Raw genomic sequence first — 25,534 nt, forward strand, 5'->3', positions numbered from 1 at the left:
ACCCCGTGAGGCCCCTCGACCGCACGCGCGAGTGGGGGCCGCGGCGGCGCCGGGTTCGACGCGCCGGGCACCGGCTGCTCGTAGCCGGCGGGCGACCACACTACGGTTGTCGGGTGACCGACGAACCACCCCTGCGCCGTCGGGCCGCGCAACGCCAAGCAGGGGACGGACCACACAGCCGGCCCGCACCGGCGACCGACAGCGTGGGGCCCGACCCGACAACGCCTGGCGGGCCCGTACCGCTGACCGCGCCCCGTGAGGGCACCCCGGCTCCGATCGAGATGCCCGACCACCTCGCTGAGGTCGTGGCGCGCTTCGCCGCCGGCACCGGCCCCGTCGCCGTAGACGCCGAGCGCGCCTCCGGCTACCGGTACACGCAGCGCGCGTATCTCGTGCAGTTGCGCCGGGCGGGCGCGGGCAGCGTACTCATCGATCCGCTCCCCTTGGGTGACCTGCGCGCGCTTGACGAGGCCATCGCCGACGCTGAATGGGTTTTGCACGCCGCGAGCCAGGATCTGCCGTGCCTGGCCGATCTCGGGCTGCGACCGCGTCGCCTATTTGACACCGAATTGGCCGCTCGGCTGGCCGGATTCGAGCGGGTCGGCTTGGCCGCGCTGACCGAACAGCTTCTTGGGTACACGCTCGAGAAGCATCACTCCGCCGCAGACTGGTCGACCCGCCCGCTGCCCGAGTCGTGGCTGACGTACGCGGCGCTGGACGTCGAGCTCCTCACCGACCTGCGCGACAAGCTGGCGGCCGAGCTCGCGACACAGGGCAAGGACGAGTGGGCCGCCGAGGAGTTCGCGGCGCTGGTCGCCTCCGGTGCCCAGCCGCCCCGCCAGCGCCCCGACCCGTGGCGGCGCACCTCGGGCATCCACCGCATCCGGGGCGCGCGGGCGCAGGCCCGGGTCCGGGCGCTGTGGTACGCGCGGGACGAGATCGCCGCCCGGCGTGACTCGGCGCCCGGCCGCGTGCTGCCCGACGCCGCGATCATCGCCGCCGCCGAGCTCGACCCCAAGGACGAGCGCACGCTGCTGACCCTGCCCGGCTTCGGGGGGCGGTCGGTACGCCGGCTGGCGCGCACCTGGATCGACGCGCTCACCAAGGCCCGCGAGCTGCCCGACGACATGCTGCCGGTCGCGCCGCCGCTGGACGGGCCACCGCCGCCGCACCGGTGGGCCGAGCGCGATCCGGTGGCCGCCGCCCGGCTGGCCCGCTGCCGCGAGGTGGTCACCACGACCGCGACCACGTACAACCTGCCGCCGGAAAACCTGATCACGCCGGACTCCGTACGCCGCCTGGCGTGGACGCCGCCGGAGGAGATCACGCCGGAGACGGTCTCGGCCACCCTTCGGGGGTACGGCGCCCGGGCCTGGCAGGTGGGGCTGATCGGGGAAGGACTGGCGGTGGCGCTGCGCGACCCGGCGCCGTGAAAGTGGCCGTCGCCGGGAAAGTGGCCCGCACCACACCACGTGACATAGTTACCGACGGGTAGCATCCGTGGGCAGAAGGACCAACCCACGAGGAGGCCCGTCGTGCCCCGTCAAGTCCGGGATGTCGTCTTTGTCGACGGCGTCCGTACCCCCTTCGGCAAGGCCGGCGGCATGTACGCCAACACCCGCGCCGACGACCTGGTGATCCGCTGCATCCGCGAGCTGCTGCGACGCAACCCCCAGCTGCCGCCGGAGCGGGTCGACGAGGTCGCCATCGCGGCCACCACGCAGATCGGCGACCAGGGCCTCACCATCGGCCGCACCGCCGCGCTGCTCGCCGGGCTGCCGAAGACGGTGCCCGGCTACGCGATCGACCGGATGTGTGCCGGCGCGATGACCGCGGTCACCACCGTGGCCGGCGGCATCGCCATGGGGGCGTACGACGTGGCCATCGCCGGTGGCGTCGAGCACATGGGCCGCCACCCGATGGGCGAGGGCGTCGACCCCAACCCGCGCATCCTCGCCGAGAAGCTGGTCGACCCGTCGGCGCTGGTCATGGGCTCGACCGCGGAAAACCTGCACGACCGCCTTCCGCGGGTGACCAAGGCCCGGGCCGACGCGTTCGGCCTCGCGTCGCAGGAGAAGACCGCCAAGGCGTACGCGGACGGCAAGATCCAGCCCGACCTGGTCACGGTGGCCGTACGCGACCCCGAGACCGGCTGGGGTCTCGCCACGGTCGACGAGGCGCCCCGGGAGACCAGCCTGGAGAAGCTCGCCACGCTCAAGACCCCGTTCCGCCCGCACGGCCGGGTGACCGCGGGCAACGCCGCCGGCCTCAACGACGGCGCCACCGCGAGCCTCCTCGCCGCCGAGGATGTGGCCCGGGAGCTGGGCCTGCCGGTGGCGATGCGGCTGGTCTCGTACGGCTTCGTCGGCATCGAGCCCGAGGTGATGGGGTACGGCCCGATCCCCTCCACGGAGAAGGCGTTGCGCATCGCCGGACTGTCCATCGAGGACATCGGGCTGTTCGAGCTGAACGAGGCGTTCGCCGTGCAGGTGCTGGCGTTCCTCGACCACTTCGGCATCGCCGACGACGATCCCCGGGTCAACCAGTGGGGCGGCGCGATCTCGATCGGCCACCCCCTCGCCTCGTCCGGCGTACGGCTGATGACGCAGCTCGCGCGGCAGTTCGCCGAGCACCCCGAGATCCGGTACGGCCTCACCGCGATGTGCATCGGCATCGGCATGGGCGGCACGGTCATCTGGGAAAATCCCGCGGCGAGCGCGAGGAGTGAGGGCAAGTGACGTACCAGGAAGTTGCCACCAGGGCGCTGCTGCGGCTCGTCGAGGTGCCGGGGCTGGAAAAACGAGCCGCACTGATCACTTTGGACAACGGGTTCGACCACAAGAAGCCCAACACGCTCGGCACCGAAGGGCTGGCGAGCCTCGACGCGGCGATCACCGAGGCGCTCGCGGCCAACCCGGCGTTCGTGGCGGTCACCGGCAAGCCGTACATCTTCTGCGTCGGCGCCGACGTCACCGGCCTGCCGATGATCACCTCACGTGAGCAGGCGCTGGAGATCGGGCGGCTCGGCCACCGGGTCTTCGCGCGGCTCAAGGAGAGCACGGTACCGACGTTCGCGTTCGTCAACGGCGCGGCGATGGGCGGCGGGCTGGAGCTGGCGCTGCACTGCCACTACCGCACGCTGTCGGGGGGCGCGGCGGCGCTGGCGCTGCCTGAGGTGCTGCTCGGGCTCGTACCGGGCTGGGGCGGCACGCAACTGCTCCCCAACCTCATCGGCATCGCGCCCGCGGCGCAGGTGATCATCCAGAACCCGCTCACCCAGAACAGAATGCTCAAGCCGGCCCAGGCCGCCGAGCTGGGCATCGCCGACATCCTGCTGGAGCCCGCCGACTTCCTGGAGCGGTCGCTGGAGTGGGCGGCCGGCGTGGTGCGCGGCGAGGTGACCGTCACCCGCCCCGAGGTCGACCGGGACATGTGGGACGGCGTGCTCTTCTTCGCCAAGAAGACGCTCGACGACCGGCTGCACGGCGCGGTGCCCTCCGCCAACCGGGCGCTGGAGCTGCTCGGGCTGGCGCGCGATGCCGACTTCGCCACCGGCACCGCCGCGGAGGACGAGGCCCTCGCCGACCTGGTGCTGAGCGAGGAGCTGCGCAGCGGCCTGTACGCGTTCGACCTCGTGCAGCGCCGCGCCAAGCGGCCGGCGGGCGCGCCCGCGCCGGCGCTGGCCCGCGACGTCACCAAGGTCGGGCTGGTCGGCGCCGGGCTCATGGCCGGCCAGATCGCGCTCCTCTTCGCCCGCCGCCTGGAGGTACCGGTCGTGCTGACCGACCTCGACCAGGCCCGCGTCGACAAGGGCGTCGCGTATGTGCACGGCGAGATCGACAAGCTGGCCGCCAAGGGCCGGCTCGACCCGGGCCGGGCGGCCAAGCTGCGCGGCCTGATCAGCGGCTCGGTCGACAAGAGCGCCTTCGCCGACGCCGACCTCGTGGTCGAGGCGGTCTTCGAGGACCTCGGCGTGAAGAAGCAGGTCTGGGCCGAGCTGGAGAAGATCGTCAAGCCGGAGGCGGTGCTTGCCACCAACACCTCCTCGCTCTCGGTCACCGAGATGGCCGCCGACCTGGAGCACCCCGAGCGCGTGGTCGGCTTCCACTTCTTCAACCCGGTCGCGGTCATGCCGCTCCTGGAGATCATCCGGGGCGAACGGACCGACGACGCCACGCTCGCCACCGCGTTCGCGGTCGGCAAGCAGCTCAAGAAGTCCTGCGTGCTGGTGAAGGACGCGCCCGCGTTCGTGGTCAACCGGCTGCTGACCCGCTTCCTCGGCGAGATCTTCGCGGCGGTCGACGAGGGCACTCCCCTCGACGTGGCAAACGAGGCGCTCGACCCGCTCGGCCTGCCGATGCGCCCGCTTTCGCTGCTCCAGCTCGTGGGGCCGGCGGTCGCGTACCACGTGGGCGGCATCCTGCACGCCGCGTTCCCCGACCGCTTCCCGGTCAGCGACAACCTGCGCCGGCTCGCCGAGTCGGGCCGGCCGCTGCTGGTCGACGACGAGCTCAACCCGGAGGCGACCGAGCTCTTCGTCACCGGCGACCAGCCGTCCACCGCCGAGCAGGTACGCCAGCGGGCGCTCGACGCACTCGCCCAGGAGGCCCGGCTGATGCTCGACGAGGGCGTGGTCGCCGAGGCGCAGGACCTCGACCTCTGCCTGATCCTTGGCGGCGGTTGGCCGTTCCACCTGGGCGGCATCACGCCGTACCTGGACCGCACCGGCACGTCCGAGCGGGTGACCGGCCAGCGCTTCCTGCCTCGCGGGGTGGCCAGCCTCCCGTGATTCGCGGCATTTGAGCCGCTTGCGCCCCGGTCCTGCCTAATGTGATCACATGCGCGGGATCGGGGCGCTGCTCGTCGTGGTGTTGCTGGCCGGCTGCGGAGCCGCGGTACCGGCGGCCGGCGGGTTCCGGCCCGCGGTGCGCGGCGAGCTGACCGTCGCCACCGCCACGCTGCCGCTGCCCGGCTTCTGGGAGGAGCCGGGCGGCTTCGAGTACGAGCTGGCGCGGGCACTCGCCGACCGGTTCGGCCTCCGGCTGCGGGTCGTGCGGGTGCCGTTCGAGCGGATCGTCTCCGGCGACCTGGGCGGGGCCGACCTCGCGCTCTCCCAGGTCACCGCCACGCCGGAGCGGGAGCGCGTGCTCGACTTCTCGGCGCCGTACCTCGCCGCGACCCCGACCGGGCTCTCCCCCAACGCCATCCCCGACCTGGCCACGGCCCGCGACCTGCGGTGGGCGGTCACGCGCGGCACCACGCTCGCGGCCATCCTCCAGGGCGTCGTCCGGCCGCGTACGCCACCCGCACTCACCTCCGACGAGCCGGCCGCCCTCGTCCTCCTGGCCGCCGGATCCGTGGACGCGGTGCTGCTCGACCTGCCGGTGGCGCTCGTGGCCGCCGACCGTTCCGGCGGCAGGCTGCGCGTGGCGGTGCAGGTCTACTCGGACGACTCACTCGCGGTCGCCCTCCAGCAGGGCTCGCCCAACCGCGAGGCGGTCGACTCGGCCATCCGCGCCCTCACCGACGACGGCACGATCGACCGGCTCGGGAAGCGGTGGCTCGGCGCCGACCTGCGTGACGCCGAGGCCGACGTACCGGTCCTGCGGAGCCACCGGTGAGCGCTCCGCACGGCCCGGCGTGGGAATTTCTGCTCCTGTTCGTCGTCGTGATCGGCGGCCCGCTGCTGCTGGAGCGGGCCCGCGCACCGGGGATCATCGGGCTGCTGCTCGGCGGGTACGCGATCGGCCCCAACGGCCTCGGCTGGATCAGCCACGCCAACGACACGCTGCCCGACCTGGGCCAGCTCGGCCTGCTGTACCTGATGTTCGTCGCCGGTGTGGAGCTGGACCTCGCGCTGCTTCGCGCGTACCGGCGGTCGGCGGTCTCCTTCGGCCTGCTCACCTTCGCGGTGCCGATGGCCGCGGGCACGGCGGTCGGCTTCACGCTGGGCTGGAGCGCGCCCGCCGCCTTCCTGCTCGGCTCGCTGCTGGCCTCGCACACGCTGATCGTGTATCCACTCGTGCGCGGCGCCGGCCTCGGCTCCGACCCGGCGGTCGCCACTGCCGTCGGCGCCACCGTGCTCACCGACACGCTCGCGCTGACCGTGCTGGCGGTCGTCTCCGGTACGTCCGGCAGCGACGCCTCGACCGGGGAAGTGATGGTGCGGCTGGTCGCCGGCTTCGCCGTACTCGGTGGATTCTGTTTCTACACGCTGCCTCGCGCGGCCCGGTGGTGCTTCCGGCGCCTCGGTGGTGAGCGGACGGTGCGCTACCTGGTCGCGGTCGCCGGTTTCCTCGCGGCGGCCGTGCTGGCCGAGGTATTCGGCATCGAGGGCATCGTCGGCGCGTTCTTCGCCGGGCTCGCGCTCAACCACCTGGTGCCCAACGAGGGCCGGCTGATGGACCGGATCGACTTCTTCGGCGCCGCCGTCTTCATCCCGGTCTTCCTGGTGTCGGTCGGGCTGATCCTCGACCCTCGGGTGATCGCCGAGCCGCGCACGCTGGGGCTGGCCGCGCTCTTCGTCGTGGCCTGCCTGGGCGGCAAGGTGCTCGCCGCCTGGCTGGCCCGTGTACTGCTCGGCTTCTCCGGCGCGCGGGCGGGCGTGCTGTTCGCGCTGACCGCGCCGCAGGCCGCCGCCACGCTGGCGTCCACCACCATCGGGTACCGCATCGGGCTCTTCGGCACCACGGTCGTCAACGCCGTGCTGGTGCTGATCCTGGTCAGCCTCGTCGTGTCGCCGGTCGCCGGGCGGCGCTTCGTCCGCCGGGTACCTCGCCCGTCCGTCACCGACCGCCCGCTCGGCAGCCGCGTCGTGGTCGTGGTGTCGACTGTGGACCCATCACCCGAGGTCTTCCGCGTGGCGGCCCGGATCGCCGCGCCGGACGGCGGTGTGGTGCACCCCGTGCTCCTGCGCCGCGAGTCGGACCCGGCCCACGACGCCGCCGCGGTCAGCGCCCTGGAGGCCGCGGCCAACGCCCACGGCGTGGACGGCGCGGGCGCGGTGGTCGTCGACCGCTCGCTGGCGGCCGGCGTCGCCCACGCCGCGGCGGCCCACCTCGCCACGCTCGTCGTCGTCGACGGTCCGATGTGGTCGGGCACCGCCGGCGTGGCATCGCCCGCGCCGGTGCTGGAGTACCGCGGTCCGGAGGGCGCCCTCCTCCATCCGCCGGCACCGCCGGATCTGGCCGGGGAACTGTCCCGCCGCGCCTCGACCCCGGTGGACGCATAGGCCGTCCCCGGCGGCGTCGCGCCGAACCTCGACCGGCTCAGCGGCATCATCTACGTCGACGACACGGCGGGCGTCTACAACACGTACTTCTCCGAGCCGAGGGTCACCACCGCACAGCCCGAGCACGTGCCCGGCATGCCCAACCCCGGTGACCGCGCACTACCTCCGGTGGGCGGCTGCGGCGGACTCTGCTGAGGGGGAACCCCGGCCCGCCTTCCACAGGCAGGCCGGTTCGGCTCAGGCCTGTTGGAGAAATCGCATGAGCTGCGCGGTGAGTTCGGCCGGCTGCTCCTCGAAGATCCAGTGGCCAGAGTCCTCGATGACGCCGCCAGTTACCGTCGTGGCGTACCGCGCGACCTGGGTAGGTACCGCCTCCCCGAGGCTGGCTCGGGCACCGAGTGCGAGAACCGGCATGGTCAGCTTCGTCTTGCCGTACTCCGCGTTGTCGGCGACATCCTGGGGCAGTGCTCGGAAGTAGTCGAAGCTGGCCCGCAGGTGAGCGTCGTCTCGCAGGTACCGGGCGTACTCGCGGACGTCGTCATCGCCGATGCCGGTCTTCTGGACTTCCATCGAATCGGTGAACCGATCCACCCACAGTGCCTCCCGACCGTCCACGATCTGTTCCGGCAGGCCGTTTGGAAGGCTGAAGAAGCCGAAGTTCCAGAAACCCGGCCCCTTCGGCGTCAGTGACGGAACCTGGTACAGGCTCTGGTCAGGGATAGGCGCTTCCGTGAGCACGAGCTTGCGCACGCGGTCGCGGTGAGCGGCGGCATACGCGTACGCGACCATGGTCCCGATGTCGTGTCCGACGATGCTGACGTCGCCGTCGAGGCCGAGTTGGGTGAGCAGGCCGTGCACGTCGCCGGCGAGGGTCTTCTTGTCGTAGCCTGCGGCCGGGGCGTCGCTGCCGCCGGCTCCCCGAAGGTCAGGCGCGATGACCGTGTAGTGCTTGGCAAGCTCCGGCAGAACCTTGCGCCACATGTACCACGTCTGGGGATAGCCGTGCAGCAGGACCAGTGTGCTGCCCTGACCGCCCCGGACGTAGTTGATCGTGACGCCGCCGACCCGCGCCGTCTGCTCGGTGAAGGAACCCGGAATCCGCTCGCCGCCCATCGCCACCCCCTCTGATGACACACGCGATGCGTGGGCTACCCAACCCCCGGGCTCGTACACCTGAAAGCGCGCGGTGCGTACCAGGGTCGCCTGGGCGACCAGGCTGTGGGGCGAGATGTTTACGCCTGGGCCGATTTGGTACCCCGCAACGTGACCGCACATGGTCATGACGCCGGGCACGGTCACGTGCGGATGCTCGCCGTCGCCCGCAGTCCGGCATGGGCGGAAACGAACACCTCACCCGATAGGGAAGGAAGCCACATGAACAGCCGACCGAACGTCGTCCTCGTCCACGGCGCGTGGGCCGACGGCTCCAGCTGGAGCGGCGTCATCGAGCGCCTACAGGCCGACGGCTACCACGTGACGGCGCCACAATTCCCCCTGACCTCGACCGCCGATGATGTCGCCCGCCTACGCCAGGTCCTGACCTTGCAGGACGGCCCGACGATCGTGGCCGGGCACTCCTACGGCGGCCAGATCATGACCGCACTCGGCACCGACGCACCGAACCTGGTCGGGCTGGTGTACATCGCCGCCTTCGGGCTGGACCAAGGGGAATCGCTCAGCGCCCTGCTGTCGCAAGGACCCACACCGCCAGCGCTGGCGCACCTGTTCACCGACAAAGAGGGCTACATGTGGCAGCCGGAGGAGGACTTCGTCCAGCACTTCGCCGCCGATGTCGACCCGGTCCGGGCCAAGGTGATGCACGCCGCACAGCAACCAATCGCCAGCTCGGCCTTCACCGAGCCGATGGGCGCCCCGGCCTGGAAATCACTACCGTCCTGGTACCTGATCGCCACGCAGGACCAGGCGATCCCACCGGACGCACAGCGCATGTTCGCCAACCGCATGAGCGCGACCACCATCGAAATCCCCGCCAGCCACGTCCCGATGGTGTCTCACCCCGACGAAGCGGCACAGTTCGTCAAGACCGCCGCCGAGACCCGAACCGCAACGCCCGCGGGCCAAGCACGCAGATGACAGTGAACCTCGGCGCGAGCAGCCGGCGTTGGGCGAGGTGCTTCCGCCGGACTACCCCTAACGCTCCCCTCCCGGCATGGCATGCATACGAAACGGCATTGCCGTGGCGCCGAACACAGGCTCGTGCGTAAAGGACCTATAAGCGAAAGCCGACGTTCGCGCCGCGCTCGCCGTGGCCATGCGGATGCTCGTCGTCGCGGGGCGCTCGCACCAGCGGCAGGTCCGCGCACTTGACCATGACGGCCAAAGATGGCTCCTGACGGCGGCCCGTGCACTACGGTAGGCAACGCTGGAATTCAGCGATGCTGCACCCAGAGATTCTGCTCAACGTAGACACCGCGGTCCCGCTCGCGGTCGATCCAGACCAGATTCAGCGCGTCCGGGACGACGTATTCTCGCGTAACAGGGAACACCATGCCGGTCCAACTCTCCCACTCCGCGACGGTCCCTTCGATCACCATCGAGCTTGGTGCCGGGCCAAGCACCCGTGCGCCCATCCTCTGATGGGTGCGGATCCACGGATCGATCGAGAGCCCGTCTGCGCGTGCCCACGTGGCGTATTCCTCCATGGACACCGTTGGGTACCGGTGCTTCCATGTCGGCCGCAGCGGAGCAACAACATGGACAAGGTCGGCCTCGATGGCTCGCCGTGTCAGCTCCTGAAGGACAACAGTGGCGAGCCCACGCTTGTCATACGCTGATCCAACAGCGACGGCCATAAAGCTTAGTGTGGTGGCCGGAATCGCTGCCTCCCACGCCCGTACGGCTCTGACCAGCGCATCGTCATAGCCCGACGGCAGATCGCCGGTGTCACCGCTCCATGGAATCGGTACACCCCAACCACCTGCAACTACCGTGCCATGGTCGATCACCATGACGTCGAAACGGCCGAAGTACTGCTTCACCCGGCCCATGTACGTCTTGGGTATCTCGTCGTGGAATATGAACTCCGGCCAACGATCCTCGAACACGGCAGCGGCCGTATCGTGCAGATCCGGCCTGTCCGCCCGAGTCACGACCTCCACGGCCGGACCCTACCGCCACCACGGCCGGGCAGGGCCACTGGCGTCCTACCGACATCCGCTCATCGGCAGATCCGCGCACCCTTCAAGAGACGACGCGCTGATCAGCCGCTCTGACAGCCACGAAGGTGTCATCGCCAGCGTCTGCCCGGTGGGGCGCCGGTGGTCGATGCTCGGCGAGGTCATCCGTGATCGCGCCGTTTATGCCGGCCGGTCGCGGGCCGAGGCGGCCCCGGTCATCACGGCGCACTCGACCACCTCGACGCCCACGCCCTTGGGCGGTCAGGAGGTGTGGCGTAACAGGGCGTCCACGACGGCCGGCCACGTCACGCGCGGCACGCTCTGGCCGATGCCGGGCAGTGTAAGCAGCGTGGCGCCCGGGATCTCCGCGGCCAGCGCCACTCCGTTGCGGTGTGGGAAGAACGGATCCTCGTCTCCATGTATCACCAGCGTCGGCGCGGTGATCTCGCCGAGCCGCTCGCGCCACCGCGGCTGGCAGTTGATGGCCGCGAACATGGTGCCGAGGTGGCTCGCACGCTGAGCCTTCGCCGTGCGTCCCGCTCGGTCGAAGACCGACCCGGCGGCCGCCCGCACGTCCTGCTCGTCGAATCCCCGCGACCCGGACATCAGCCGCGCGGTACCGGTCATGTAGTCGACCACGCTGTCGCGGTCTGTCCAGTCCGGCTCCGGACGCCCGAACAGTTGCGCCATCAGCTCCGGCGCGTGGTCGGGCAGGTCGGGATCGACCGGACCGGGCGCGACCGGACGGGTGGAGACCAGTGTCAGCGACGCGACCTGGTCGGGATGGTCGAGCGCGAGCACCTGCGCGATGAAACCGCCGACGCCCATGCCGACCACGTGTGTACGCCCCAGACCCAGCGCCACCAACAGCTCAGACGCGTCGGTCACCAGGTCGCGCAGGTCGTAGCCGGGCGCGTCCGGGTCGAGAAACGTCGACTGACCGGCGTCGCGCAGGTCGTAGCGCACCACATACCGCCCGGCCAGCGCCGCGCACAACTCGCCCGGCCAGCTCAGCATGGTGACGCCAACCAGCAGCACCGGCGGATCCGCCGGCTCCCCGAAGGTCTCCACGCACAACTCGACACCGTTGACCTTGATCCGCATTCCCGCTCCTTCCGAGTCAACAACTCAGACGAATCAGCACCCGGAAACTCATCGCACTGCTATGACGACCCCCGGAAGAACATCACGACCTGGCCCTGTCTCTCGACCGATATCGACAAGGAGCGCTATTGCTGACTCGCGGGCCGGCGACGTCACCGGCGGGCACTTCGACCACCTACATGTCACCGTGTCTCAGTAACTAGCGTGTGCGGTGGTCGTCGAAGGTCGCGATGAAGCGGGCCAGGAGGGCGGTGTCGCCGTCGACGTGGGCATCGCCGCTTCGGAGGGCGTCGTCCAGGGGCCGCTTGTCGAAGACGAGATCCTGGATCGTACGGACGGAGCCGGCGAGAGCGGCGTCGGCCGGGCCACTTCCTCGGGCGGCATCCAGGCGCTCATCGTGGACGGTGAGAACGAAGGCGTCGCCGGGGAGTTGAAGCTGTACCGTCGCGTGCAAGCCCACGGCCGCGTCCGGGTCGAAGGTCGTGCGCAGCGCGACCACCAGGGCGTCCGGGCTGAGTTCGCTGGCCGAGTCCGGTCCGGGGCGCAGCGGGCTGCCCCAGCGGCCCAGCGCGAGCAACACCGGTTCGAGATCCCGGCCGCGACCGGTCAACTCGTAAACCAGCCCGGTGACCGGCGGCAGGCCACGTCGCCGGGTCAGCACACCGGACTCCTCCAGCTCACGCAGCCGCTGGGTCAGCACGTTCTGACTCATGCCCGGCAGCCCACGGTGCAGGTCGGCGAACCGCTTCGGCCCGAACAGCAGCTCCCGCACCACCAGCAGCGCCCACCGCTCGCCGACGACGTCGAGGGCCCGGGCGATCCCACACAGGTCACGATAGGTACGCACCCACTCAATCTACTTCCCCTCCGACACTAATTACTCCTAAAGTAGGAGTAGATAAGCGAAGGAGTGGATCATGCCGCATGCGACATCGGCCGACGGCACCGCCATCGGATACGACCGGCTCGGCGACGAAGGCCCTGTGGTGGTGCTCGTCAGCGGCGGGCTGGACGACGGCACCGAGAACATCCCCTTGGGACAGCACCTGGCGGACACGTTCGCCGTCATCGCCTACCGACGGCGCGGGCGGGGCGACAGCGGCGACACGCAGCCGTACGCGGTGCAGCGCGAGGTCGAGGACCTCGCCGCCGTCATCGACGCGACCGGCGGACGGGCGCATCTGTTCGGCGCCTCCTCTGGTGGAGCGCTCGCCCTGGAAGCGGCCGCCGCCGGGCTGCCCGTCGACCGGGTCGCCGTCCACGAGGTCCCGTATCTGCTCGGCGACGAGATGCTCGCCGCTTGGCGTGCCTACACGGCCGACCTCGCGACGGCGCTCGACGCCGGCGACCGGGACCATGCGCTGCGACTGTTCATGCGCCTCGCCGGCTCCACCGACGACCAGATCACGGCCGCCGAGGCCGCACCGGTCTGGTCGGAGTTGCGAGCGCTCGCGCCCACGCTGCGCTACGACGCCGCGTGCCTCGGCGATGGCCGACCTCCCGCCGCACAACTCGCCGCCGTGACCCAACCGGTGCTCCTGACCACCAGCGTGACGATGGACGCCCACTCCGCGGGACTGCCCACCGACTTCTTCGGTGCCGCTGCCGACGCCGCAGCCGCCAGCCTTCCGAACGGGCGACGGGCGACGCTCGATGTCGCAGGGCATGTCCCCGGCCCCGCCGTGCTCGGACCCATGCTCACCAGGTTCTACACGGGCTGAACACAAGCACAGACAGCCGCGCCACCACCATCCGCACCTGACAAGGCTGCCACTCGCTCATCGTGTCCGTCTCGACCTCCGCCAGCAGCGCCTTGATCCCCGTCACCGACGTCGCCCCGCCGTCCGCGGAGTCGGCCCGTGAGCTTGACATTGTCACTGTGACAGGGTTTTGACTGGGGTGTCGGAGGTGGTGCCCCATGAGTTCGGCACATGTGCAGGACACGCGTCTGCTCGACGCGTTGGAGGGTGGAAACTCGTCGACGCGGCTGAAGGCGGCCCTGGCAATCGGTACGCATCCGGAGCCCGGTTTCGTCGATGTGCTCGTGGGCAGGTGCGCGATCGAGCCGGACTTTTTCGTGCGCGACATGCTCACGTGGGCGCTGACCCGTCTTCCGCCGCAGATCACGGTGCCGAGGCTGCGCATGGAACTGCGTTCCGGGAGCGCACAAGCCCGTAGCCAGGCGTTGCATACTCTCTCCAAGATCGGAGACAGAACCGCGTGGCCGGCGATCACGCGGTCATTGCTGCACGACGCCGACGATGACGTCGCACGGAGTGCGTGGCGCGCTGCCGTCGTTCTCGTGCCCGACGGGGAGAAGCAGGCGCTGGCTACGGAACTGGCCACGCAATTCGCTCGCGGTGACCGGGAAGTACGGCTGAGTCTGAGCCGTGCCCTAGTCGCGCTCGGCGACGTGGTCGAGCCGGTCCTACGAACAGCGATGACACACCACGACCCGGCGGTGCGTACGCATGCCAGCGCCACGGAGCGGCTCCTGCACGACCCAGATGCCGGGTTCGATCTCGCCTTGAATGAAGCCAGACGGGTCGTCGCGCTCGGTCCGGAACGGGAGGAGAAAACCGGGTGCTGATCGGCGAGGTGGCGCGCCGCTCGGGGGTGAGCGCCCGGATGCTGCGGCACTACGACTCCCTCGGCCTGGCACGGCCGACGGGCCGCACTGTAGGCGGCTACCGGGAGTACACACTCGAAGACATCCGGCGAATCTTCTACGTGGAGGGTCTGCGATCCCTGGGACTGTCGCTGCGCCAGATCGCACGCACGCTCGACGACCCCGGATTCACCCCGTCCACACTGGTCGGCCACCTCATCCGAGGGACCGAGGAACGACTGAACCGGGAGCACGAACTCCTCGAACGGCTGCGAACGGTCGATGCGGCCGAGCCCGCCGGCTGGCAGGACGTCGCGCGCATCGTCGAACTCCTGCGCGGACTCGGTTCGCAAAGTGCCGCGCGGCGTCAGCAGGCCGTCCTGGCCCAGGCCGAGCACGCGTCGATACCCGTCGAGGCGCTGGCCAGGGCGGTCCTCACCGAATCCGATCCGAACGTTGCCGGGGCCCTGCGGTGGGCCCTCGCGCGGGGAGGCGGCGACGGCATCGCGATCCTGGCGTCCGGCATGGCCTCCGACGACGTCGACGTCCGGCGCCGCGCGGTCCTGGCGCTCGCCGAGCTAACCGACGACGAGGCGACCGCGATGCTCACCGGTGCGCTCGATGACACGGACACCACGATCCGCGGACATGCCGCTCTCACACTGGGCGCACGCGGCGTGACCCAAGCCGTGCCGACGCTCCTCGGCATGGTGGTCGAGGGCCCGAACGACGTCGAGGCGGCTGAACTGCTGGGCGCCTTGGCGCGGAACGCAGACTGGGCAGGCCAGATCATGAGTGCGCTGGTCGACGAACTCGCCGCGCACACCGCAGACCCGGCGGTGCGGATGCGACTGACCCAGGCACTCGCGGAGATGCCGGGGACCATCGCGCTGAACGTCCTGCGGCAACTGACCCACGACGATCATCGGCCCGTGGCCCTCATCGCTTCGGGCCTCGTGAAGGTGCTCCAAGAACGGCCGAACGACGAAACCAGGGCGCCGCGAACGGGTTGAACGTCGACTCGGTCCACCGCGTCTTCACGGAGATCGGCCCGCCGATCCGGACACAACCGTGGACTGCGCTGACCCGTACGCTTCGTCCCGCTGGTGGCACGCCGTCCTGGTGTGTCAAGAACCCCGACGATCCGAACGAGCCAGGACACGAGGAACGCATGATCTTCTCCCGCAGTGGGCAACACCGCCTGCTATTCATCGCAGCGTGCCAATCACCGCTGCGCAGCCACCGCCGGGAACCCGACATCGGTTCTTGATTCGTTGGGCCTCCCCTCACTGAGACGGGAGCAACGCGGCCCGAGACGCGGGCAGACGCCCTTTCGATCTTCCCTGACTACGGCCTTGCGCGAAGTGCAGGAGGCGCGAGCTCAGCTCTCGGAACACGGTGATCTCGACTCCTCGTGAGCCACACCGCGGCGCCAAATTAGCCAGCGCCGGTCGTCGGCAGCATGAGCGTGCAATCCGATCTCGCGATCAGCACCGCACTGATCGCGACACTGATTTTGGCGACCGATCCGTCTTTCCCGCCAAGATCAAGGACGTTCGTCGACATTCTATCGAGTCGGACAACCCACCGCACCGCTTCAAGAACTCCTCGCGATCGCGGAGAATACGAATACCGGCTACAGCGACCAGAATGACAGATGACTCACTTTTCCGGTCTCTGGGAAATAGGGAGCGCGACCGTGATCGAGCCATCAGGGGTATCAGCGTCGATCTTGAGAATGAAATCGATTAAAAGACTCGACCCTGCCGCCCGCGTGTTAATCTCCAGCGCGTCGAGGACGATCATCGACGGAGCGGTGTACCAGAGCAGAGCTCGCAGCCACATCGGTCCTGCATCGCCCCGCCAGGCTCGCGCCGCGTTTCGAAGACCTACTCTTGGGTGCGAGAGGCACAAAGAATGAGTATGTCCGATACTCATATTGTCAACGCGAGCACCCTCTACAATCTCCCAGAGAGTGGGTTGAAGAAGTGAGTACGAGACATTCCGCAAGTAGTCTACAGGCCCGCCAAAACGGAGCGTGATCCGGGCGGAGCGGCGAGACGTTTCGCTAGCCACCATCTCAATCTTGGGAATCGATTCTTGGCGAAGGCGCCTGCGTTCTATCGCCAAGGCCTCCGCACTCAGTTTCATTTCTTGGTGAAAGCGTCTACGTTCGATCGCCAAGGACTTCGCACTCAGTTTTATTGCCTCAAGGCTTGCGTGAGCCTGAATGCGAGAAGAACGAGCCTGCGCAAATGAAAACATCGCCGAGATTACCGCCACCACGATTGCAGCAAGGGCCAGCCAATCCGAAGCATGCACGTTCAAAAAGCTAGCAATGAGCCCGGTGACGGTCGATCGGCTGTACGGATGAGCGTCGTCGCCACAATTGGCTGGAGCCCTTTCCGGAACTGGTCCTCCGCTCGGAAACGTCGCGGCGCGCTGACCAGGATCATCCGAGACGGAGGTCGGCCATCGTCATCCAGCCCGTGCCATCGGGCTTGCGGTGATCCTCATACTCGGTCGCGCCGAACCCTTTCAGCCGCTCGATCTCCTCGTCGCGCGTGCGGTCGGTCGGCTGGAGGTCCAGGTGTACGCGGTTCTTCCCCTGCTCGGCTCGTTCATCGCCGCGCTGGCCGGCGTGTCGGCGGCGGTGTATCTGTCCGCGCCGCTGGAGTCGTTTCTGCGCTGGGCGGTGCTGTGCACACTGCCGTTGGCGCCGCCACCACTACCAACCCCCGCCCACCGGACGGCACCGCTCGCACAGACCCTGATCTGGCGCCGCTGCCGCCAACCGTCGCCGCCGTCCAGGCCGCGAGCTTCACCCTCAGCGGCCAGGGTCTGGCCAACTTCGGTGAAAGGGGGTGCCGGCAATGGACCAAGTGTTCGCCCCTGTTCGAGGTTGTTCATCACGAGTGAAGCGCTCAGGCTCGTGGTGGCGGGTGAGTTTGGTACGGATGGTGGGTGCGTCGGGGTGGTCGAGTTGATGGAGGATGCCCCAGGCGAGTTGCCAGGTGTCGTGCGCGGCGTGAGGTTTACCTGTGGCGTGCTGGGTGTCGCCGAGGCGGTTGAGGACTTTGGCTTCGTAGTAGCGGTTGCCGAGGTCGCGGAACAGCCTGAGCGCGTGCTGGTAGCAGGTGGTGGCCTGTTGGTACTGGCTGAGGTGGTGGTGGGCGTAGCCGAGGCTGTCCCAGGTGCGGGCCTCCCAGCTGCGGTTACCAAGTTGTTGCTGCTTGGTGAGGGCCTGTTCGCAGTAGGCGATCGCCTGTTGGTAGTTGCCGAGTTGGGCGTGGTACCAGCCGATGTTGTTGAGGGCGTTGGCCTGCCCGAGTAGGTGTCCAGCGGCCGTGTAGAGGTGCAGCGCCTGTTGGGCGTCGTGGAGTGCCTCCCGGTAGCGGTGTTGAGGCTCGTGGATCCAGCCGCGGCAGAGGTGGATGTAGGCCAGGCCGGCCGTGTCGGCCATCTGGTCGTAGAGCTGGCGGGCGTGATCAAGGTGGATGTTGGTGTCGTCGTGGCGGCCGATCCAGGCGTAGAGCTCGGCGAGCGAGCAGTGCGCGCTGGCCTGCCCACGGTGGTCGTGTACGCGCTGCGTCGCGTAGAGCGCTGCTTGGGCGCTGCTGTGCCAGTCGTGCCAGTGTCCGCGGCGGTTGAAGAACCGGCCGAGAGCGTCGGCCAGTTGCCAGGTGTGGGTCTCGAAGCCGGCGTCGCCAGCGGTATGGATCGCCGCCACCGTTGCCGGATGTTCCCGGGTAAACCAGTCCAGCGCCTCGTCGTGGTCGGTGAGCGGCTCCGGCGTGACGCCGGGGGTGGGCGGAGCGAGCGTGATCGGATCCCGGTGTGGGCCGAGCAGGAGGCTGGCAGTGTTGGCGGTGTGCACGTAGTGGTCCAGCGTGCGAGCGATGGCGGCGCGGCGCTGCTCGTGGCTGTCGTGGGCGTGTGTCTGCTCCGTGGCGTACGCGCGCAGCAGGTCATGGAGGGTGTAGCGGCTGGGCAGGTGTTCGGCGGTGAGGTGGGCGCAGGTCAGCTCGGCCAGCAGTTCCCGGGCCTGGCGGACGGGCACGCCGGCGAGACTCGCGGCGGCCGGCACGCTGATGTCCGGGCCGGGGTGCAGGCCGAGCAGCCGGAACAGCCTGGCCGCGTCCGTGGTGAGGGCCTGGTAGGACCAGGAGAGCACGGCCCGCATGTCGGTGGCCCTGTCGCCGGCGAGGGCGTCGAGCCGGTGGTAGCCGTCGCGCAGCTCGTCGGCGAGAGCGGCGAGGCGCCGGCGGGGATGGATGGCGGCGCGGGCCGCGACCAGGGCGAGGGCGAGGGGGAGCCGGGCGCATCGGGAGATGATGTCGGCGGCGGCCGCGGGCTCGGCCGTAACGCGGTCCTCGCCCAAGCGCCGCGCCAGTAGCCGGTGGGCGTCAGTGGGGCTGAGAAGGTCCAGCGTCAAGGGGTGCGCGCCGTCCGTGGCGACGAGGCTGGTCAGCTGGTGGCGGCTGGTGATGATGACCATGCACTCGGCCGATCCGGGCAGCAGCGGGCGGACTTGTTCGGCGTCGCGGGCGTTGTCCAGCACGATCAGCATGCGCTTGCCGGCCACCAGGCTGCGGTACAGGCCAACCTGCGCGTCCAGACCGACCGGGATCGCCGCGGGTGACACGCCGAGCGCCTGGAGGAACGTCTGCACCGCCTCCGTCGGCCGCATCGGCCGAGCAGACGGGTCGAACCCGCGCAGGCCGATGTGCAGTTGCCCGTCCGGAAACCGGTCGAGGTTTTCGTGGGCCCACCGCAACGCCAGCCAGGTCTTGCCCACTCCACCGGTACCGGTGATCGCCGAGATCACCACCGTGCCGCTCGAGTCCAACAGGTCGGTGAGGTGTCTGAACTCGGTGTCCCGCCCAGCGAACAGTACCGGCCGGGCCGGCAACTGGCGGGGCACCGACACCGCACGCGCCGGTGCGACGTCGGCTACCGGCCAGGCAGCCGCACTAGCGATCAGGCCCGGGTCGTGGGTGAAGGTCTGCGGTGGGATGGTCTGTCCGCCGGCGAGTCGATGCCACTGAGTCAGCCAGGCCGCCTGGCGGTCGATCGGCACCTCGCAGGCGGTAAGCAGCGCGGTCACCAGTTCACGTCGCGGTAGCGTGGCACGGCTCAGCATCGTGGCCAGCGTGCTGGCCGGCAGGACGCTCCCGTGTACGCGTGCTCGCCGCGCGATCGCCCGGTAGCTAAGTCCAGACTGGTCGCGGACCCGCCGCAACAGCATCACGTACTGCTCAGGGCTTGTCGCGAGGGCCGGGTCAACTCCGGCGTCAGACCTGAGCCCGATGACCAGTTCGCGTGCCTCGCCTGCTCCCTGGCGCACGCCGTCCATGCCGACCTCCTCGCGCCTCCCGACGACCGACGCTCCAGACGCGGCGACAGGTTGACAGTAGCGACACGCGTCGAGTTGACGCCTTGGGCGGCTGTGCCCAACCGCCGGGCCACCAGGTGGGTCAGACCGATGTCTAGGACGCCGGTCGCTCTTTACTGGCCGCCGCTTCGCGGGCGGCGACTCTCGGCGGTATGCCGACCGGGATGTTCGCCATGGTCACCGTTGACGACGCTCCGGACGCAACGGGACGGCGGGTCGACCTCCCGGTCTCCTGAAGCGCTGGCCAACCCGCCCGTACCCCGGGTTCACTTCCGAGAGCGAGCGACATCGCCGAGTCGGATCAGTAACCACAGGGCGCGATCAGCGCGGCGAGATGATTGAGTCGAGCTGTCGCGGACGGCAGCTGGTCGTGGCGGTGCAAACTGGCGGCCGGCGGCGTGCCGTTCCACCAGGCCGGGTCGGTACGCGACACCTGACGACCCGCGCCGCTTCTACGTCGACTACACGAGCACGACAGCGAGTACGTCGCCGAGCAACTTGCCGCACTCGCCGTCCGCGTCAACGAAGCCGACCAAGCCCGTACCGCCAAGCCAAGCTGAGCTGACCGTCAGCAACAAGGGCTGGCGCCTGTCGCCAGCTCCTGTTGTCGCGATCGGACCGACAGGCATCCTGCGGGTCATCGTGCGCAACGCGGTGTGGCGGTTGCCGAAGGCCGCGCTGCTTACCCTGGTCAGCAAGGACGCCGGGGAGACCTGGCGGGCGCCGGTCGCGCGCGCCGGGCTGTGGGCGATCGTCGTGACGCCAGGGCGTGCGATGAGCACGCAGGGTGGCCTCTTCCTGGGAGTACTGGGACCAGGCTGTCGGCGGACGGGATACCTACCGTGGTCGACATGGCGAATTCGAGACCAGGGGCTCTGTTCGGCGCGGCGTGCGGCGTGCTGTTGCTCGCGGGTTGTTCCGCCGAGGCAGGCAGCGGTGGTGCCGCTTCCGACGACGCGGCGCCGCACTGGGGTCCGACGTCCACGCCGTCGGCGACTGCCACACAGTCTGCGACGCCACCGACGGGGGCCGGTGACGTGTCGCCGCACCCGTACGTCGGGATGTGGGTGACGGCCGACGGCCACATCCGGCAGATGCTGCTGGCGAACGGCCGGTACGACGAGGCCCGTGGCGAGCGGGAGAGCGCCTACACGGGTTCCTACCAAATCCTCGGGACCCGGATCGAGTACGTCGACGACACCGGATTCAGCGCGGACGGCACCTTCGACGAGGACGTGCTGCACCACGCGGGATACGTCTTCTACCGCGAGGGCAGCGACGCGCATCGGCAAGCCAGGGAGGAACGATGATGAAGGAGAGTGCCATGCAGCACAGCCGGCGGGTGCTCCTGACCGCAGGAGTCGCCGGTGGGCTGACGGCCCTGGCCGGGGCTGGCGCGGCCTCGGCGGCCCCTGCCGAACGGGCCGGCGGGCGCGGCCCTGGGAAGCCGGGCGAGGAGGGCCGCAACCGGGCGGCGGTGTTGCGTGCCTTCGCGCGGCAGAATGCGGGTGGCGACATCTACGAGATCCTCCACGACGACGTCCGATGGACGATCGTCAACGGTCGCACCTACACCTCCAAGGCCGAGTTTCTGGCGGAGGGGTCGGCACCGATCCTGGACCGGCTGGCGACGATCCTCAGGATGACGATCAAGGATATGTGGACCGACGGTGAAACCGTGATCATCCGGTTCGACGGTGACGCGACGGCCACCGACGGCGTCGACTACCACAACGAGTACTGCTGGATCTGGCAGATGCGAGGCGGCAAGGTCGTGCGTTGCCACGCCTTCCTGGACATGATCGCGGTGCGGGAACTCATCGAGCGCGTCGAGCTGACCTGAGTCGGCGGTACGAGCCTGGGGGTCAGCGGAGCCAGCGACTGACGGCCAGGGTGCCCAGCAGCCGCAGTGCCTCGGCGCTGCGGCTGTGCGGCTCCGCCCGGTACACGATCAACTGCTGGCCGGGCGCGTCCCGTACGTCGAACGCGTGGTATGCCAGCGTCAGTTCGCCCACCGCGCCGTGCCGGAACGTCTTCGCCTCGTGCGTCTTGCCCTGCACGTCGTGCCGCCCCCACAGCCGGCGGAACTCCGCGCTCGCGGCGCCCATCTCCTCGACCAGTTCCCGCGCCCGCCGGTCGTGCGGGTCATGGCCGAGGGCCAGGCGCAGGTTCGCCACGCACGCCTCGGCGGCGCGACGCCAGTCGGCGAAGAACGTCGTACCGGCCGGGTCGAGGAAGGTCATCCGGACGAGGTTGTCCGCTTCGGTGAAGTCCGCGTAGAACGCGTCGGCCAGCGCGTTGCCGGCCAGCAGGTTGAGCCGCCGGTCGATGACTACGGCCGGGGTGTCCGGCCAGGCGTCGAGCAGTTCCCGCAGGCTCTGCCCGACCCGGGGCCGGCCGGGGGTCGGCGCGGCGCCGGGCGAGACTCCGGCCAGCCGGAAGAGGTGGTCGTGGGCGTCCGGCCCGAGGTCGAGCGCCCGGGCCACGGCGGCCAGCACCGACGCCGACGGGTTGCGCTCCCGGCCCTGCTCCAGCCGGGTGTAGTAGTCAATGCTTACCCCGGCCAGCACCGCGACCTCTTCGCGCCGCAGCCCGGCGACGCGCCGGGTGCCACTGGAGACGAGGCCGACGTCGCCCGGGGTCAACCGGGCGCGTCGGGCGGTGAGGAACGCCCCGAGCGCGGTCGTCGGCATGCCACCAACGGTAACCGTGCGGGCTCCGGCCAGGCAGGGTGCGTCACACCCTGGTTCGGTCCGGCCTGGCTGCCGACTCCGCCGCCGGTGACGGTGGGAGACACAGACCCCAACCCCAGGGAGGTACGCCATGAGCAGCCCGATGCTCGACGAGGCGGTACTGGCGGAGATCGCCGGGAACACCGGCGACCGGCACCGGCCACTGATGTTCGTCAACGCCGCCATCCACACGCTCGACCCGGTGATCGGTGACTTCCCCGCCGCCGACCTGTTGATCGGCACGAACGAGATCGTCGCGGTCGGCACCGGCCTGCACACCGCAGCCGAGGACGACGGCGCGATCGTGGTCGACTGCACCGGTCTGGCCATCGTGCCCGCGGTAGTCGACGGTGTCGCCGTCGCCGGCCTGCGTGTTCGTCCGGCCGACCGGGTCGGCGCGCTCACTCCCGGAAACCCGGCCACCTTCGCCCTGGTCGCCGGCCCGACATCCGGCAGGTCCGTGCTGGAGATGATCGTCTGGCGTCCGGCGCAGGCCGCCGCGATTGTCGTCGACGGCGAGATCGCGCTGGTCAACGGCCGCCGACTCACGCCCGCTCCGATCGAGCCCCAGCCGGGACCGAGGTCGGTCGAGAGCCCTTATCTGGGCATGTGGATCGACGAGACCGGTTTCCTGCACCAGGAACTCACCGCCGACGGCCGGTACGACGAGACGCGGGGCGGTCGGCCGCACGCGTACCAGGGGGCGTTCTGGATCGACGGCGACCGGATCGTCTACCGCGACGACCTGGGTTTCTGGGCGTACGGCCGGTTTGTCGACGGGGTGCTTCACCACGCCGGTTACGTCCTGCGGCGCCGGTGACCACAGACAGCGAGAGGAGCCTCCGATGATGCTGTTCAGCGGCGGCACGGTCGTCACCATGGACCCGGCCATCGGTGACCTGGATCGGGGTGACGTGCTGGTCCGTGAGGACCGGATCGTCGCGGTTGGCCCGGATCTGCGGTCGCATCCGGAGGCGGCGGGCGCAGCCGTGATCGACACGACCGGCCGGATCGTCAGCCCCGGATTCGTCGACACGCATCGGCACGCCTGGCAGGCGCAGCTGCGCCGCAGCATCCCGGACGTCAACGACCTCGGCGAGTACGTGATGTCGACGCTGGCCGGGATCGCACCCGCGTACACCTCGCACGACATGTACGTCGGCACCCGGCTCGCCGCGCTCACCGCCCTCGACGCCGGCATCACCACGATGCTCGACTTCTCGCACAACTCCCGCTCGGCGGCGCATTCTGACGCGGCGATCCGGGCGCTGATCGACACCGGCATCCGGGGCGTGCACGCGTCGATGGGGCCGCACTTCGGTGAGTGGGACCGCCAGTGGCCCGGCGACCTGGCGCGGTTGTGCGGGGCGTACCAGGGGGCGAACGGCGGCCTGGTGACCCTGCGCCTGGCGGCGTTGGCCACCGACGAGATCGCCGGCCCGGCCCTGGCCTACGGGCCGGAGCTGGCGGCCGTCGCCCGCGATCTCGACCTCGGCGTCAGCGTGGACGCGGTGTTCGGTATGCCGTCGTCGGCGGCGATCCTGCGCTGGGCCGCCGACGGGCTGCTCGGCCCGGACCTGACCCTGATCCACGCCACGGGCCTCACCCCGCAGGCGTGGCGGGCGATGGGCGACGCCGGGGTCACCGTGTCGCTGGCGCCGACCTCCGAGGCGCAGATTGGCCTGGAGACGGCGGTACCCGCGATCGATGAGGCGCTGGCCGTCGGTATCCGCCCTGGACTCGGCATCGACGTGGAGGTGGCGCTGGCCAGCGACATGTTCACGCAGATGCGTACCCTGCACGCGATCCAGCGGATGCGTGCGGTGAACGCCGCGTACGGCACGGACACCACGCCGTACCGGATCACCTCACGCGACGTGCTGGACTTCGCCACGGCGCAGGGCGCCCGGACCAATGGACTCGGTGACGTCACCGGTTCCCTCACCCCCGGCAAGCAGGCGGACCTGCTGGTCGTCGCCGCTGACGACATCAACACGATGCCGCTCAACGACGCGGTCGGCACGCTGGTGCTCGGGGCCGACGCCCGCAACATCGAGACCGTCGTGGTGGCCGGCCAGGTGCGCAAGAGGAACGGGCAGCTCGTCGGCGTGGACATGGACGAGCTGCGCCGGCAGGTGACCGAATCCCGCGACGCGATCCGCAAGGCCGTCGCCAAGGATTGATCTCGGCAGTACGTCGGATTCGTGCCCTCGGCAGGCATGGCCTTGGCCGACGCGATCAGGACAGCGTGGCGCAGCCCTCTCGCGGGCAGCGTCACGCCTGCCGTCGTGCAGTCGAGCTGCGTATCCCCCGCTGAGCTGCGTCGCCGTTCCGACTGACGCACCCGCATGGGTCAGAATGTGCCGATGACGATCTCCGCTGACGACTCCAGTCCGGTCCGGATTGTTACGGCCATACTTCGGGACGGCGATCGGGTGTTGCTGTGTCATCGAAGCGCCAAACGCCGTTGGTATCCCGACGTGTGGGACCTGCCGGGCGGTCATGTTGAAGAGGGGGAGGATCCGAAGGAGAGCCTTGTCCGCGAGCTTCGGGAGGAGTTGGGAATCACGGCGTCGGAGCCGCCCAGCCCGCCGATGCATGAGATCCGGACCGCGACGTTCTACATGCAGATCTGGTTGGTCGACAGGTGGACCGGGATACCCGTCAACGCCGCGCCGGACGAGCACGACGCTGTGGCGTGGTTCGAGACGTCCGACCTTGACAGCCTGCGTCTCGCCCACGAGTCCTATCTCTCGATGCTCACCGCCGTGCTCGCCACGTGACGTTGCTCCGGAAGCCAGGGGGTGCACGCTCATCGGCCATGAGAGGACGTCCGCAGTCGGCCTGCCGCGCGGACACTGATCAACAAAGGACGTTTAGGACGACCGCCTACCCCGCTCCGCGGCACTGCGCTCGACGCAGAAGAGGTTGCCCTCCGGGTCGGCCATCGTCATCCAGCCCGTGCCATCGAGCTTGCGGTGATCCTCATACTCGGTCGCGCCGAGCCCTTTCAGCCGCTCGATCTCCTCGTCGCGCGTGCGGTCGGTCGGCTGGAGGTCCAGGTGTACACGGTTCTTCCCCACCTTGCCCTCCGGTACGCGCTGGAAGAGCAGACCGCCCTCGATCGGATCCGTGCCGGTCAGCACCGCGCACTCGTCGTCGTCGGGCTTGTCGTCCGGGTCGCGGCGCAGCCCCAGCGCCTCACTCCAGAAATTGGCGACCTTGTCCGGGTCGGCACAGTCGAAGTCGATCCACCGCACTCTCGATGCCATGCCCCAACCTCTCACGTCGATCAAGGCAATATCCGGCCGGCACCGGAATCGGTGA

22 protein-coding genes and 1 pseudogene are annotated in these 25,534 nt (G+C 69.7%); 14 read left to right on the forward strand and 9 right to left on the reverse strand.

The features are described 5' to 3' along the window. The first annotated feature begins 113 nt into the window (after positions 1 to 113). The 5 genes from ACFFIA_RS25880 to ACFFIA_RS25900 all read left to right on the forward strand — a co-directional run bounded on the left by ACFFIA_RS25880 (position 114) and on the right by ACFFIA_RS25900 (position 7,231). Positions 114 to 1,433 carry a ribonuclease D gene (locus ACFFIA_RS25880; protein ID WP_377254859.1) on the forward strand — a complete coding sequence of 440 codons (1,320 nt, stop codon included), beginning with the start codon at positions 114 to 116 and terminating at the stop codon, positions 1,431 to 1,433. Positions 1,434 to 1,535: 102 nt separating this feature from the next. Continuing rightward, positions 1,536 to 2,738, forward strand: a complete 1,203-nt coding sequence (locus ACFFIA_RS25885; RefSeq protein WP_377254862.1) for a thiolase family protein — start codon at positions 1,536 to 1,538, stop codon at positions 2,736 to 2,738. Then, the gene (locus ACFFIA_RS25890; RefSeq protein ID WP_377254865.1) at positions 2,735 to 4,789 is read left to right on the forward strand and encodes a 3-hydroxyacyl-CoA dehydrogenase NAD-binding domain-containing protein; all 2,055 of its coding nucleotides are present in this window, start codon (positions 2,735 to 2,737) and stop codon (positions 4,787 to 4,789) included. Before ACFFIA_RS25885 ends, ACFFIA_RS25890 begins: the two co-directional genes overlap by 4 nt. A gap of 49 nt (positions 4,790 to 4,838) precedes the next feature. Then, positions 4,839 to 5,621 (forward strand): ABC transporter substrate-binding protein, encoded by a 783-nt coding sequence (locus ACFFIA_RS25895; RefSeq protein ID WP_377254868.1) that lies wholly within the window; start codon positions 4,839 to 4,841, stop codon positions 5,619 to 5,621. Further along, the gene (locus ACFFIA_RS25900) at positions 5,618 to 7,231 is read left to right on the forward strand and encodes a cation:proton antiporter (RefSeq protein ID WP_377254871.1); all 1,614 of its coding nucleotides are present in this window, start codon (positions 5,618 to 5,620) and stop codon (positions 7,229 to 7,231) included. Before ACFFIA_RS25895 ends, ACFFIA_RS25900 begins: the two co-directional genes overlap by 4 nt. A 237-nt stretch (positions 7,232 to 7,468) precedes the next feature. Here ACFFIA_RS25900 and ACFFIA_RS25905 read toward each other — a convergent pair whose 3' ends face one another. Further along, positions 7,469 to 8,530, reverse strand: a complete 1,062-nt coding sequence (locus ACFFIA_RS25905) for an alpha/beta fold hydrolase (protein ID WP_377254874.1) — start codon at positions 8,528 to 8,530, stop codon at positions 7,469 to 7,471. 6 nt (positions 8,531 to 8,536) lie between these two features. Between ACFFIA_RS25905 and ACFFIA_RS25910 the strand changes: the two genes are divergently transcribed. Next, positions 8,537 to 9,325, forward strand: coding sequence for an alpha/beta fold hydrolase (locus ACFFIA_RS25910; protein ID WP_377254877.1), 789 nt, complete (start codon positions 8,537 to 8,539; stop codon positions 9,323 to 9,325). 296 nt (positions 9,326 to 9,621) lie between these two features. Here the strand turns inward: ACFFIA_RS25910 and ACFFIA_RS25915 are convergent, their stop codons facing one another. The 3 genes from ACFFIA_RS25915 to ACFFIA_RS25925 all read right to left on the reverse strand — a co-directional run bounded on the left by ACFFIA_RS25915 (position 9,622) and on the right by ACFFIA_RS25925 (position 12,319). Beyond that, positions 9,622 to 10,350 (reverse strand): hypothetical protein, encoded by a 729-nt coding sequence (locus ACFFIA_RS25915; protein ID WP_377254880.1) that lies wholly within the window; start codon positions 10,348 to 10,350, stop codon positions 9,622 to 9,624. Positions 10,351 to 10,629: 279 nt separating this feature from the next. After that, complete coding sequence (locus ACFFIA_RS25920) at positions 10,630 to 11,472, reverse strand: alpha/beta fold hydrolase (RefSeq protein WP_377254883.1); 843 nt, start codon at positions 11,470 to 11,472, stop codon at positions 10,630 to 10,632. Positions 11,473 to 11,671: 199 nt separating this feature from the next. Continuing rightward, positions 11,672 to 12,319: a winged helix-turn-helix transcriptional regulator gene (locus tag ACFFIA_RS25925; RefSeq protein ID WP_377254886.1), complete on the reverse strand. Its 648-nt coding sequence runs from the start codon at positions 12,317 to 12,319 to the stop codon at positions 11,672 to 11,674. Between the two features lie 70 nt (positions 12,320 to 12,389). Here ACFFIA_RS25925 and ACFFIA_RS25930 point away from each other — a divergent pair, with 70 nt between their 5' ends. The 3 genes from ACFFIA_RS25930 to ACFFIA_RS25940 all read left to right on the forward strand — a co-directional run bounded on the left by ACFFIA_RS25930 (position 12,390) and on the right by ACFFIA_RS25940 (position 15,093). Further along, positions 12,390 to 13,193 (forward strand): alpha/beta fold hydrolase, encoded by an 804-nt coding sequence (locus tag ACFFIA_RS25930; protein ID WP_377254889.1) that lies wholly within the window; start codon positions 12,390 to 12,392, stop codon positions 13,191 to 13,193. Between the two features lie 197 nt (positions 13,194 to 13,390). Beyond that, entirely contained in the window at positions 13,391 to 14,062 is a 672-nt protein-coding gene (locus ACFFIA_RS25935; protein ID WP_377254892.1) for a HEAT repeat domain-containing protein, read from the forward strand. After that, a complete protein-coding gene (locus ACFFIA_RS25940) occupies positions 14,056 to 15,093 on the forward strand; it encodes a HEAT repeat domain-containing protein (RefSeq protein ID WP_377254895.1) in 1,038 nt (345 codons plus the stop codon). The genes ACFFIA_RS25935 and ACFFIA_RS25940 overlap by 7 nt, the downstream gene beginning before the upstream one ends. Before the next feature lie 649 nt (positions 15,094 to 15,742). Here ACFFIA_RS25940 and ACFFIA_RS25945 read toward each other — a convergent pair. The 3 genes and pseudogenes from ACFFIA_RS25945 to ACFFIA_RS25955 all read right to left on the reverse strand — a co-directional run bounded on the left by ACFFIA_RS25945 (position 15,743) and on the right by ACFFIA_RS25955 (position 19,436). After that, a complete protein-coding gene (locus tag ACFFIA_RS25945; RefSeq protein ID WP_377254898.1) occupies positions 15,743 to 16,402 on the reverse strand; it encodes a hypothetical protein in 660 nt (219 codons plus the stop codon). 130 nt (positions 16,403 to 16,532) lie between these two features. After that, a pseudogene (locus tag ACFFIA_RS25950) lies at positions 16,533 to 16,796 on the reverse strand (VOC family protein); the annotation flags it as partial. 111 nt (positions 16,797 to 16,907) lie between these two features. After that, complete coding sequence (locus ACFFIA_RS25955) at positions 16,908 to 19,436, reverse strand: ATP-binding protein (RefSeq protein WP_377254901.1); 2,529 nt, start codon at positions 19,434 to 19,436, stop codon at positions 16,908 to 16,910. 890 nt (positions 19,437 to 20,326) lie between these two features. Here ACFFIA_RS25955 and ACFFIA_RS25960 point away from each other — a divergent pair. Further along, positions 20,327 to 20,785 carry an Atu4866 domain-containing protein gene (locus tag ACFFIA_RS25960; RefSeq protein ID WP_377254904.1) on the forward strand — a complete coding sequence of 153 codons (459 nt, stop codon included), beginning with the start codon at positions 20,327 to 20,329 and terminating at the stop codon, positions 20,783 to 20,785. 14 nt (positions 20,786 to 20,799) lie between these two features. Beyond that, positions 20,800 to 21,318, forward strand: coding sequence for a nuclear transport factor 2 family protein (locus ACFFIA_RS25965; protein WP_377254907.1), 519 nt, complete (start codon positions 20,800 to 20,802; stop codon positions 21,316 to 21,318). 22 nt (positions 21,319 to 21,340) lie between these two features. Here the strand turns inward: ACFFIA_RS25965 and ACFFIA_RS25970 are convergent, their stop codons facing one another. Further along, positions 21,341 to 22,168, reverse strand: a complete 828-nt coding sequence (locus ACFFIA_RS25970; protein WP_377254910.1) for a helix-turn-helix domain-containing protein — start codon at positions 22,166 to 22,168, stop codon at positions 21,341 to 21,343. 130 nt (positions 22,169 to 22,298) lie between these two features. On the opposite strand from ACFFIA_RS25970, the gene ACFFIA_RS25975 reads away from it, so the two are divergent. The 3 genes from ACFFIA_RS25975 (at position 22,299) to ACFFIA_RS25985 (ending at position 24,990) form a co-directional block, all read left to right on the forward strand. Beyond that, positions 22,299 to 23,027 (forward strand): Atu4866 domain-containing protein, encoded by a 729-nt coding sequence (locus tag ACFFIA_RS25975; RefSeq protein ID WP_377254913.1) that lies wholly within the window; start codon positions 22,299 to 22,301, stop codon positions 23,025 to 23,027. Positions 23,028 to 23,052: 25 nt separating this feature from the next. Further along, entirely contained in the window at positions 23,053 to 24,390 is a 1,338-nt protein-coding gene (locus tag ACFFIA_RS25980; protein WP_377254916.1) for an amidohydrolase family protein, read from the forward strand. 183 nt (positions 24,391 to 24,573) lie between these two features. After that, positions 24,574 to 24,990, forward strand: coding sequence for an NUDIX domain-containing protein (locus ACFFIA_RS25985; protein WP_377254919.1), 417 nt, complete (start codon positions 24,574 to 24,576; stop codon positions 24,988 to 24,990). 93 nt (positions 24,991 to 25,083) lie between these two features. Here the strand turns inward: ACFFIA_RS25985 and ACFFIA_RS25990 are convergent, their stop codons facing one another. Next, positions 25,084 to 25,479 (reverse strand): VOC family protein, encoded by a 396-nt coding sequence (locus ACFFIA_RS25990; RefSeq protein WP_377254922.1) that lies wholly within the window; start codon positions 25,477 to 25,479, stop codon positions 25,084 to 25,086. Positions 25,480 to 25,534: the final 55 nt, after the last annotated feature.

It is taken from the genome of Phytohabitans kaempferiae, from assembly GCF_042433955.1.
Lineage (GTDB): Bacteria > Actinomycetota > Actinomycetes > Mycobacteriales > Micromonosporaceae > Phytohabitans > Phytohabitans kaempferiae.